Raw genomic sequence first — 574 nt, 5'->3', positions numbered from 1 at the left:
TCTGCTGAGTTATCTCTAGTTGGGTGTCCCGATTTTCATTAAGCCTCTCTTCTAGTTGCTCAAGCTGAGGTGTTAAATCTTTATCCGCTTCTAAATAAATCAGCGTTGATTGGTCAATCAATGCATTGGTAATCAACGCACTCAAAATAGGCTGCCATAAATCCTGAGCATAAGGTGGATCGATGAATACGATATCAAACGGGTGCTCGATCAATTGATTTTGACTCAGTATTTGCTCAGCCGTGCCAGTGATGACCGTATAAGTTGCGGTATCAAGGCGTAATTGCTCGGCACTTTGACGCAGCATATTACTTTGCGCTGCATTGATTTCGATAAAAGTAGTATGCGCCGCACCTCGGGACAGCGCCTCAAACCCTAACACGCCACTGCCCGCACAGCTATCGAGTACGCGTGCACCATGAATATCAGCCAGTAGCCAGTTAAATAATGTCTCTCGCAGGCGGTCGGGCGTTGGGCGTAGACCATCTGCATCGATGAAGCTGACAATACGGCGCTTGAACTGCCCGCCAATGATACGCACATCACCGGCTGCGGCACTTTTTGCTTTAGGGTT

1 protein-coding gene is annotated in these 574 nt (G+C 47.9%); it reads right to left on the bottom strand.

Annotation, left to right across the window (positions count from 1 at the left end; translation table 11 throughout):
• On the bottom strand, positions 1-574 hold a 574-nt coding region (rsmD, locus tag ACS8FC_RS19535; protein WP_439298008.1), incomplete at both ends, for a 16S rRNA (guanine(966)-N(2))-methyltransferase RsmD.

Source organism: Psychrobacter sp. 1Y4 (assembly GCF_051847555.1).
Note: the sequence above shows the minus strand (reverse complement) of the source record. Positions and strands in the feature narration are given on the sequence as shown.